Source organism: Parapedobacter sp. SGR-10 (assembly GCF_011030405.1).
GTDB lineage: Bacteria > Bacteroidota > Bacteroidia > Sphingobacteriales > Sphingobacteriaceae > Sphingobacterium.
Genome location: NZ_JAAJTJ010000003.1, coordinates 43,717 through 55,304, shown reverse-complemented (window position 1 = coordinate 55,304; position 11,588 = coordinate 43,717). Strand labels below are relative to the sequence as shown.

Below are 11,588 nucleotides of genomic sequence, written 5' to 3'. Positions count from 1 at the left end.
TTTATTTATTTCTTACGTTCATTATAATTGCTTATAAGTATCTCTTTCCGCAGCTGATCCCAATCCAATTATTTTCATAAAATTCATTTCCTTCCGATCAGGATATGGTTGGTTAAAAAATGTTGTCTAAGCGGAAGCAAGGCAAATAGATTTCATCATTTCCTATATTTCGTATCAGCTAATATCGATCTATCCAACGCATTGTTCCAATTGAACTTCGATGCTCTATCCGTCTTCCATTGACGACTAATGAAAGGATCATTGGTCTTATCCAAGTGTGCTTTCAATTTCGCAAACAGTTCATCCATCTCCCGGTCACGTCCCATTCCTCTAAAAATAGGTTTCATCTGATAAGGATCCTCTTGCAGATCATACAGTACCATACCGTCTTTTATATAGCGATAAAATTCCACCTTGGCCAGACAGAACAGATACCGATCTGTACGTATCGCCCGCCAGCTTCTATCATGCTCTGTCATCTCTCCCTGGTCAAAAGAGGTATAGGCCGCTTGGGGAATATCCTTCTGCTTTCCTCTCAACAGCAGTTCGGTAAAATTAAAACCGTCTACACTTTCGGGGATTTCCAGGTCGGCCAAGCCTAGCAGTGTGGGCATGATATCGATACTATTGACGATATTATCGTGGAGAGCAGGTTTCACTTTTGATGGATAAGCAATCAGAAAAGGAATACCTATAGCTTCTTCATACCATATCCCCTTTGTCATACGCCCTTGGGAGCCAAGCATCTCTCCATGGTCCGATGTGAAGATAATAATGGTATTGTCATACTCGCCCATATCTTTAAGCTGCTGAAGCAAACGACCAAAATTCTCGTCGATAGAGGTGATGGCTCCAAAATAGCCCGGAAACGCCCGCCACGCATCGTCTTTAGGTCTCCCTACAGGTTTGATATTCGGTCGTCTGGGCATGCCTTCCGGATCGGGATAAAGCGCCTCAAATCTTTCGGGGGCAGCATACCCGCCACCTTTTCTGATTTCATTGTTTACTCTCCTACCAGGCATCCAGCGGTCTTCATAGCCTTTACCTGCTCCATTGTGTGGCGTGAGGTACGAAACAACCAGAAAGAACGGATCTTCTTTTTTGGATTGAAGAAACTCAACAGCCCTATCGGTTACCCAATCTGGTTCCCAGCTATTTCTGACAACAGTCCTCTCTTTTTGATCCTGGATAAAATAGGGCTGTTCAAACGGTCTGTCTCCTTTAGAAATAATCCAATAATCAAACCCATGCCGGCGGTCTTTGGGCACATACCCTTCGTTAGGCCCGTCAAGATGCCATTTACCAATATAACCTGTATTGTACCCAGCTTTTTTGGCCACATCTCCCATGGTAATTGTCCTGGTAGACATCCTCACACCGTTGCCATACACACCCGTATTTACCGGATACTGTCCCGAAAAGAAACTTGCCCTGCTTGGGGTACAGATTGGCCGAACGGTCATGGTATTTTTAAAAACTACCGCGTTTTTTGAAAAAGCATCCAGATTCGGAGTAATCACGGGATCTTCTCCTATAAATCCTAAGGCCTGTCGACGCCACTGGTCACACATCACAAAGAGCACGTTGCTTTTTTTCGCTTTTCCTCTATCGCTATGGGTTTGTGCTATTCCCGTCAATATACTTACCACAAGGAAAAATAACGTACTGTTTATTCGTTTCCACATACCTAATTATTTATGTATTGAAAGATTGTTCCACTTTCGAGCAGGGCTCCATTTTCCCAGATATTGTGATTATTGGTCGCATCAAACTCGTACAAGGCCGTCATATCCGTATTGCCGATAGTCTCTATTGCCTCAATAAAGCTGTGAAAGTATTGCAATCTTCGTGCTTCGCCTCCGTTGTTTTCGAACTGCGGCCTTGCAAATCCCCATTCGGTCATCCAATACGGCAACGGTTGCTCCAATACCGCATTGATCGGGTTAAAGTAATAGGTACGAAGGTCATGTTCCATATCATCCACCAATGGCGGATAGGCATGTAAACCTATGCCATCGGCAAACCGAAGGTAATTCTTTTTATCAGACTGATCAGGATGTTTACCTTGCAGCAGGGTCATGAACATATTAGTCGCTATGACCGAAATACCTCTATTGATCGACCAGCTGTAGTTGTTTCGCTCACCTCCGCTGACCATACCGGTGGTCACCAACTTGACATTCCTATCGGCAAAATGGGTATCCATCAGCTCCTTTGTGATTGCCAGACATTTGCCATACTTACCAATACCGGCATAGATAGGTTGAAAAGAAGGAAGGTCCAGCGGTGTATCCAATCTAAACACCTCCCCTTTTCCTGCCGCGTTTGGTTGCAGGTCACCGTTGAAATCCCCCCAATTGGCTTCGTTGAAGAGCTCTAACCCAATCAAGGCATCTTTAGATGTACGCAGTGCTATCTGTTTCAACAACTCGTTCATATAGCTACGGAACCGAACGAGATCAATATCTGCCATCCGATAGAGCTTAAAATTGGGCCCCGGCACTTTTTGATACCCCAGTGGAAACATCTCCATCCACATAGGCTGTATCAACAGCACTTTGACCCCTCTATCCGCAAAGATATTGATACTGTGGATGACCTGGTCTATACTGCCGTCTTCCTTCACCCCGTTTATCCGTACGACCGGAATATCACTCTTGACTATATTATTTGCGATCTCAACGGTTTTACTGTTGTTCACCCATTGCAGATTCTGCCGACATATACCGTGTATAGGAAAGATAGAAGTCAATTCTTCCTTGCGGTCGGGATCACCCGGGTCGGGAAGGGTGTCCGGTGTGTCCGAACACCCCTGCAATCCCCCTGCGCTGAACAGCAGCATAAGTATGCTGTATAAAAACACCTGTTTCATCACTGCAATTTAATGCTTTTCATCTATTGTTGTTTATCCCTTACGCAGCGTATGCTAAATCCCGATCTTAAATCGGGACTATACCTGTTGATAGGTTTCGCCCGTATGACTCTTGCAGTCATATAAATAGATGTCGGGTTATTTTGGGTACTCGTCCACATATAATGCCCTTCCCAAGCTCCGAACTTCTCGAACGCTCCGGTAATATGTCTTCTTCCAACCGGTGCGGCGCCAAATCCATAATCGTCGGTTCCGACCGGCGCGGATGTCCAAACTGCGCTACGCAATTTAACCGCAACATCCTGGGTAGCACCTCTTGCCGTACTCTCTCCTGATATCTCAAGGTCTGCTTCCGGCATACCCAGGAAGCGTTCCAGTTCCTTAAAATCCTCGTCGGTAGGCACACGCCAACCTACAGGCGCTACACCCCTTGGATCCAATACCGTATAGCCATTGTACAAGCGGCCAAACCGAGCAACCATCTCCGCCTCTGTGGCTACAGTGACCGGAAATGCCGCAGAACCTGTCACCGGGGTAGAATACACCGCATATGCCCCGGACGTCAAACCTGCCCAATCCGAATCGGTAAATCCGGTCGGGATCGGTGCTCCTGTACGGTAATGGGTCACTTTGAGGTTTTCGGTCATCCACTCCTGGTTACCGATCGTGACAATAGCGTACTCGTTGCCGTCAATGTCTACAGGTGGACCGACCTCGTCGGCATGCCATACGGACAGGGCCATATCGACATTCGCAAGTGGTCCGATATTTTGGGGCAATGCTCTATTTTGCAGCACATCGTTGATGGATGCGCCTCCGTAGAACATCGCAATATCCCCATGGTTCAAGTCGCCACCGCCATCGATATCTACATAGGCTCTTGCAAAGAGATACGGTACATCCTCGAGGTTTTCAAAGACCAGCGTCAGCCCGTTGTCAATCTCCGATTGGGTCAGCGTATGCTGGCGTATAATGTCGGGCGTACGGCCTGTCACCGGTTCATCCTCTGTCCCGGCATAGTATAGACCGACCTCCAGCTGTGCTCCGGCCAATGGCGGAGCCGGAAAGGTGATGAGCATCTCCAATGGTGGCCGCTGTGTGGAGTACAGCCGATCCATGATCATGGTCAAAAACTTGCGATGGCTGACACTTTCAGCCGTTGCCACCTTTCTCATGACTTCCCAGACATTCAGTGACTCCCCTCCTCCGTAAGCCACGGCAATATCTCCTTCGCTCAGTTTACTATCGTCGTCCACATCTGCAAAAGCGATGGCATACGCAAAGGGGGATGTGATCTTACCTTCAAAAGTCAAGGTCAATCCTTCTGCGATTTCTTTTGCGGTAAGAGTATGCTTGAGCACTTTGTCCGGTTCTCTATCAAGAAACGGTTCATTTTCCTCCTCCGCGTAGTAGAGATGGGCAATCAATTGCGTGCCCGGAGCAGGCTTCTCTTCAAAACTAAAATTAAGATCCAGTCCATTGGAATTCTTTACTTCTAGTTTGATATCCCTGTTGTCTTTTCTACAGGCGGCTAGGATCAGTATCAAACATGATAAAAATCCTAAAAGTAAATGGTGTCTTTTCATGTTTTATATTTAAGTATTCATTATGTTGGTTCTTAGAAAAAATCATCTGACCTTACTATTTATTCCTTTGTTGTGCCTGAAATTCCTTTAATTTTTCACGCTGTGCCGGTGTAAGAATAGCTGCTATACCGTCTCTCTGCTCCTTGTTGATCCGCCTCCGCCACAGGGCTTTCTTCTGATCGTCTCCTTCTTGGGTTTCTTTAACCTCTTTCCTTTTTAGCGATAAGGTAGCGAGCAACGTATAGAGCTGCTGGGTCTGCCCCTCCGTGAGATCCAGTTCTTTTTTCAGACGCTTTGAATACTTATCTGACCATTTATGATACGGCACCGCTCCCGAAGAGGCCGCGGCCTGCTGTGCTTCCTGAGCCTTAACTTGACTTTTGTTGTTTGCCTGCTCTCGCAGTTGCTTTAATTTTTCATTCTGTTCGGCGGTTAGAATGGAAGCAATCTTATCGTTTTGTTCTTTGTCGACTTGCCAAACTGTCATCTTTGGTTTATCTCCGCCTGTATTTTCCCGGATCTCTTTCTTTTTTCGTTCTCCTGTAGCCAATGCTTCATAGATCTGATTGGCTTGTTCTTCTGTCAGCCCCAATTGATTTTTCAACTGTTGCGAACGTTGTTTTGCCCAATTAGATTCCTGCGCCTGCACCGCAAAGCCGAGGCTACACAAAAGGACAACTATCATCATACAGAAGCTGCTGTTTTTAATATTTACTGTTTTCATAATACATTGATGTTTTAGTTTTTTTATTATTTACTCACTGATCATTTATAACGACAATATTCTCGGTGTGCTCATGGAGTTCTCTTATTCCGCTGTTTCCAATATTCATCCATCTGCTCCTTGACCAGTCCCAGGAATGCGGGTTCTTTCAGCTTCATTTTCCATTCTTCAAGCTCTTTTACTAGAAATTCGCGTACTGTCTTATGCTGGTTCTCTTCGAATAAATTCCGTGTTTCACTGATATCTTCATTTACATTATACAGTTCCTTTTTGTTGGTTTTTAGCAAAACCTTGAAAGGACCATTCCCTTGACGGGCAATATGTTCCTGTGTATCGTATCTGCGCCAAAACAATGTCCTCTTTGGCGTATTTTTTACAGTTCCGTTCACTATCGGCATAACATCTATACCATGAAGCTCATTCTTTACCGTAACCCGATCTCTTATATTTGCCACTATAGTCGCAGCAATATCTAGCGAGATAACAGGCGTTTCACAGACCTGACCTGCTTTGATTTTATCCGGCCAGCGCATGGCAAAAGGCACATGGATCCCTCCTTCATAAAAACTCGATTTCCCTGCTCGTAAGACACCGTTGTCCGATGCATTGTCCTGCTCCGGCCCACCATTATCTGATAAGAAAAATACAATTGTATTGTTACTTATGCCAGATTTCTCCAACTGTTGCAACAACAATCCTACGCCGTCATCCACGGCACTAACCATAGCTGCGTAAGTTCGTCTTTTTTTGTCTGCAATGTGATGAAAACGGCTAAGATACTTTTCTGTCGCTTGCAAGGGAGTATGCGGAGCATTATAAGCGAGATACAAAAAAAATGGATGTCCTGCATTTTGCTTAACAAAAGAAACTGCTTCCCGTGAGAGCGCATCAGTTAAATATTCTCGTTCCTCTACAGGCTTCCCATTACGCTGTATTTTCGTTCTATAACTTCCTCCTTCCCCTTTAGCCTCACTTTCATGTTCAATCGTCCATTCTTCTGGAAAATAACGATGTCCACCACCCAAGAAGCCAAAAAACTCGTCAAAACCACGGACGTTCGGATGAAGACCAGCATGTGCTCCTAAATGCCACTTACCCACTCCCATCGTTTTATAACCGGCACTTTTCACAATATCTGCCAATGTCTGTTCACTTAAAGGCAAGCCCATTTCCGGGTCTTGAGGCGAAAATATAGGATTACGGCTAAATCCAAACTGGTCTTGATAACGACCAGTCATTAAGCCTGCCCGACTTGGACCACACACGGCGTACGTAACATAACCATTGGTAAATTTTACACCTTCCTTGGCGATACGGTCAATATTGGGGGTAGGAATGTCTTCACAGCCATTGAAGCCCACATCATTATAGCCTTGATCATCTGTTAAAATGATAATGATATTTGGATTTTTAGACAAGGGTTCGGTTTGTGTAATGCCAAACTTGCTCGCCATAATCAGTATAACGCTGAAAAAATAATATTTTATTTTTATCATATCCCTATTCATTTTTTAGAAAATCAATATCCCGGATTCTGATTGTTTGCCAGATTGGGGTTAAGTCCTGTTTCCCGTAGCGGAATGGGGAACCATATCTTATAAGGCTTCCAATTGGTCTGCAAATCACGCACCCTGGTATTCGGTCCTGTATCCTTCTTTTCCAACGCTTGGATAGCATCGTTGAGCTTATTGAAACGAAAAAGATCTATCCTTCTCTTGCTTTCATAGCACAGCTCACGGCTACGCTCCTCGAGCAGTTCGACAATAAAATCCCCTCTGTTATACTCCGCCGTCAGATCGTCTACCGAATTGCTACCGGAGGTAACGCGTTCGCGCACCGGCTCAAAATATGACCTTGCCAAGGGCTCATCGCCTGTAAAATAGAGTGCCTCGGCATACTGTAAGAGTATATCCGCAAACCGAAGTAGCGGCACGGAAATCGCCGAACCATTGACACGGATAGTTTTTTCGTACGGTGCCATGTGCCGGTACTTGCCGGTCTGGTTGTTCAAGAACTCGGGACCGCTACTTGCTCCGGGCACAAAGTAATCCACATTATCTATTTTTTCGATATTGGTAGTGTACGGCGCAGTTATGTTGTGCGCATAGCGGATATCTATATTCCTATTGTACAGCTTGGCAAATTCGATGGTAGGCCGGTACCCTCCCCATGATCCCCCGACATTCTGCACATTGCCGCTTGGACAAAACAGGTAGTTGATATCGGGAAAGACATCGCCTCCATTGACCAATGCATACTCTGCCGTAAACAGGCATTCTTCCTGCTGAGAAGATTTGGTAGTCTCCCTAAACAGGTAATCATAACGCGTTATCAACCGATAAGGGCTATTCTCTACCACATCCTGCAATATATCCTTGGCCTCCGAACTCATCTGCCCTGCATCTACCCATTGGAAACTGTTGAGTGGGAAATTCAGGCTCTCCCCTGCTGCATAGCGTTTGCAGGCCGCCAGATAATTGTAGATGACCCCGAGATAGCCCTTGGCTGTCCATGCACTAGCTCTTCCGGCAAAGGGAGCTGTAGGCAAAAGATTGTCCTTGGCAAACAGCAGGTCCGGAATGATCAGCTCGGTATAGATGGTCTCCAAGCTAGCACGTGGTGCGAGCGGATCGACCGAAGAAGAAGTATTGAGCGGTACTCCACCAAACAAAGAAGCCAAATGGTAATAGAAGAACGCCCGCAGAAACCTTGCTTCTGCCAGGATCTGTGTCATCTGCGCTTGTCCCTGCTCACCTGACACGTCAAATTCGACCGCTTTGTCCAACAGCACATTACAGCGCATAATGCCTGCATAGTAAGCCAGCCAAAGATCCGAAATCCCTTTACTGTTGGTGTTATAGTTGGCTATACCATATTGGTTACGTCCTTCACCGGCGGGAGCAGAGGGGCCTATGATCAACTCATCTGTACCTGCACTCAGCATATATTGCAGGCCGTACATATAGGTACCCATGGCCACGTTTCGGCCGGGAAGACCCGACATATTGATGGCATCATAGCACCCCATCAAGGCAGTTTCAAACTCTTTCACTGATTTATAATAGTTGTCTGGCGAACCGGTCGAAAGTGGTTCTTTGTCCAAAAATCCAATATCTTCGCAGGAGCCGAATATCGTCACAAGCGGCAACAGGATGTATACATATTTTTTTATCGTTCTCATTATCTTCTGATTTGAATATTAGAAAGTCATATTGATACCAAACATATAGGTACGTGGTCTGGGATAGGCCAGACGGTCGTATCCCGGCAACAGCTTGTTCGAAGAACGCACATCGGGATCCAAACCACTGTAATTTGTCCATACATGCATATTGTCCACGGAAGCCTCGACACGGAGGCTAGAGGCTCCTATCGCTTTCAGCACCTTGGGCTGAAAACGGTACGCAAGCGAAAGCGTACGCAAACGCAAATAAGAGCCATCCTCCACGTAATACGTAGAAGCATACTGATCCGTATTGCTCCTCGAAATAGATGCATAACGGTTTGATGGATTGTCCGGTGTCCAACGGTTTTCCCAATACGCCCTTGTGAGGTTAGAAGCCTCCGACCCTTGTCCGGACTCTACGCGGGTCGGGAAGGCATTGAATATATCATTGCCGTACACCCCTTCCAAGAATACATGGAGCGAAAAATTGCGGTAACTGAACTCATTGGTAATTCCACCTGCAAATTTAGGATTGCTGTTGCTGATGATCCGACGGTCTTGTGCATTGATCTCGTTGTTGCCGTCCAGATCCTTGTACTTGAATACCCCCGGAATCGTAGCCGTACCGGACAAGAAAGGTATGCCATCTTTCAGCACATAATCCCGGTTATTGTGCGGAATACTCGGATCGCTATCATTTTGCCAAGTAAAATCATCAATCTGGTAGATACCGTCCCACACATAGCCATAGGCTGTACCCAAAGAATGTCCTTCACGCACGATACCGACATCTGTCAGATAACCATCTCCAAATGTTACCGGAATATCGGCCGTACCGCCCAGGCTAGCCACTTTGTTCCTGTTGAAATAGATGTTGAAAGCGGTATTCCATTTGAATCCCTTTTTTTCCACGTTTATGGTATTCAAGGTAAATTCCAACCCTTTGTTTTCCATGTCTCCGATGTTCTGCCACTGCCGTACATAACCGGTCTGCCCTTGAATCTCGGCATTCAACAACATGCCGTTTGTCATTTTGCTGTAGGCTTCAGCAGTAAGGGAGACCCGGCCTTTTAGGATAGCTACATCCAACCCAAGATTATACTGTTCGGTTGCCTCCCATCTGAGGTTTTTATTTTCGCCACGGGTAGGTGCTGTGGCATAGATCAGGTTCCCGTTGCTGGCATAGTAGAGCGGAGATAGTTCCGGCAGACTGGAATATGGTGTGATACGGTCATTACCTGTCATCCCGTAGCTCAGGCGCAAGCGAAGATCGGAAAATATATCCTGTTGTTTCATAAACCGTTCGTTGAGTACCCGCCAGGCAAATGCCGCCGAGGGGAAATATCCGAAACGGCTGCCCCGTCCGAAATTGGACGAACCATCGGCACGCAACGTGCTGGTAAATAAATACCGATCCTTGATATTATAGTTCAACCGCCCAAAAAAGGACATACGGTTGACTTCATTGACTCTGGTTGTCGTCGGCTGCGTGATGAGGGCCTTGGACATATCATAGGGGCCCGTCGATTGATCCTCAAAATTCTGTGCTCTCGTAAAAAAGGTTTCAAACCTATAGGTATTCAGCTCAAATCCCCCCATCGCCCGGAGCGTATGCCCTTTTTTAATTCTTGTATTGTAATTCAATGTGGTGGTCTGTGAAAAGGCATCTGTCTGTGTATGCCTTAATCCCGCTCTACCGTTGGGTATACGCCCCCAGGAGGTGTTGCTGCTGTAAAATTCTGTCAGCTTGGAATTGGTCATGGTACCGCCTCCCTGTACCCGAAGCATTAGGTTCTTCTTGATATTATACTCCATATAGACATTTCCGACCAGACGGTTGAATCCTGTCTCACGATGAGACTCGTTGATATCTGTCATCAGGTGTACCGGTTCATCCTCGTTGTTCGGATTGTGGATCAGTATCGGACGATAGGTATAGATATTCTGTATGATCCCTGACCACGATCCTCCACCGCCACCACTAGAGGCCATACCGCTGCTCATCGTCTTTCCCCAGATGACATTGGTACCGATCTTGATCTTGTCGGATGCCTGATGATCCATTCTGACGCGGCCCGAATAGGCCTTAAAATTGTTGTTTTTGACCAGAGCATTTTTGTCCTCGTATCCCAACGCAGCCGTATATGTCGTCTTGCCGCTTCCGCCCTGCATAGACAGGTTGAACCGGGAGATAGATCCCAGACGGAACAGCTCGTCCTGCCAATTGTAGCTCGGCAGGTCGGATACATCCCGGGGAGAATCCAGCACGCCGTCGTTATCGGTATCTATCGCCCAGGCTTGGCTGTTCGGTGTCTGTTCATAGCGATAGTTGGCATATTCCTGTCCACCTATCATATCGATACCTTTGGTAATCTCTTCGATACCGTGCGAAAGATTGGCCGTGATGCTGGTTTTACCGGCTTTGCCTGATTTGGTGGTGATGATGATAACGCCATTGGCTCCTCTGGCACCATAGATGGCCGCGGCCGACGCATCTTTGAGTACGTCGATAGTCTCTATGTCCTGCGGATTGATGGAAGCCAAGGGATTGCCTGCGGTATTGGTTCCAAGGTTGGAAGTCGCGACCTCACTTTCGTTGACATCCATCTGTATCCCGTCAATGACGTATAAGGGTTGACTGCCCGCATTGATGGAGCTGGCACCACGGATCTCGATATTGATCCCTGCTCCCGGTTCGCCCGATTGCATATTGACCCGTACACCGGCAATCTTGCCCTGTATGGCCTCGGCAAAGGTAGACGAGTTGGATTTGGCGATATCTTCGGCTTTGATACTGCTGATAGCACCCGTGAGATCCCCCCTTTTTTCTGTACCATAACCTATCACGACGACGTCTTCTAAGGTTTGTACATTTTGTGAAAGGACTATCCTCGAAAAGTCCGCACCATCCACGGACACCTCACGACCGGTATAGCCGACATAGGAAAACACCAATACAGCATTTTTGTCCTTTACTTTGATCGCGAAAGCGCCGTCTGCCTTGGTCACCGCAATGTTCTTCGTTCCTTTTTCCGTGACAACGACCCCGACCAAAGGCTGCCCTGCTTGATCCACGACTTTTCCCGATACTGGGACGTTGGTCTGTAATGCTTTGTTGACATCCGTTTCCTTTTTTACTCCTGTATAAGCCGTACCTGAAAACTGTACTGCACCAACAAGCAAGACCGTAAAAAGTAATTTTTGTATTTGCATAAGTTTATAAATTTGGTTGTTTTCATG

Annotated in this window: 7 protein-coding genes; all 7 read right to left on the bottom strand. The window is 46.4% G+C overall.

The features are described from left to right. Positions 1 to 155: 155 nt before the first annotated feature. A complete protein-coding gene (locus G5B00_RS04315) occupies positions 156 to 1,685 on the bottom strand; it encodes a sulfatase (RefSeq protein WP_163872029.1) in 1,530 nt (509 codons plus the stop codon). Positions 1,686 to 1,687: 2 nt separating this feature from the next. Then, positions 1,688 to 2,872 carry a hypothetical protein gene (locus G5B00_RS04310; protein ID WP_163872028.1) on the bottom strand — a complete coding sequence of 395 codons (1,185 nt, stop codon included), beginning with the start codon at positions 2,870 to 2,872 and terminating at the stop codon, positions 1,688 to 1,690. A gap of 23 nt (positions 2,873 to 2,895) precedes the next feature. Next, the gene (locus tag G5B00_RS04305) at positions 2,896 to 4,458 is read right to left on the bottom strand and encodes a fibrobacter succinogenes major paralogous domain-containing protein (protein ID WP_163872027.1); all 1,563 of its coding nucleotides are present in this window, start codon (positions 4,456 to 4,458) and stop codon (positions 2,896 to 2,898) included. Positions 4,459 to 4,513: 55 nt separating this feature from the next. Next, a complete protein-coding gene (locus tag G5B00_RS04300; protein WP_163872026.1) occupies positions 4,514 to 5,182 on the bottom strand; it encodes a hypothetical protein in 669 nt (222 codons plus the stop codon). A 71-nt stretch (positions 5,183 to 5,253) separates the two neighbouring features. Then, positions 5,254 to 6,678 carry a sulfatase-like hydrolase/transferase gene (locus tag G5B00_RS04295; protein WP_205966297.1) on the bottom strand — a complete coding sequence of 475 codons (1,425 nt, stop codon included), beginning with the start codon at positions 6,676 to 6,678 and terminating at the stop codon, positions 5,254 to 5,256. 23 nt (positions 6,679 to 6,701) lie between these two features. Beyond that, complete coding sequence (locus tag G5B00_RS04290) at positions 6,702 to 8,363, bottom strand: RagB/SusD family nutrient uptake outer membrane protein (RefSeq protein WP_163872025.1); 1,662 nt, start codon at positions 8,361 to 8,363, stop codon at positions 6,702 to 6,704. 18 nt (positions 8,364 to 8,381) lie between these two features. Next, on the bottom strand, positions 8,382 to 11,561 hold the full coding sequence (locus G5B00_RS04285; protein ID WP_163872024.1) for a SusC/RagA family TonB-linked outer membrane protein: 3,180 nt from the start codon (positions 11,559 to 11,561) through the stop codon (positions 8,382 to 8,384). Between the last annotated feature and the right edge of the window lie 27 nt (positions 11,562 to 11,588).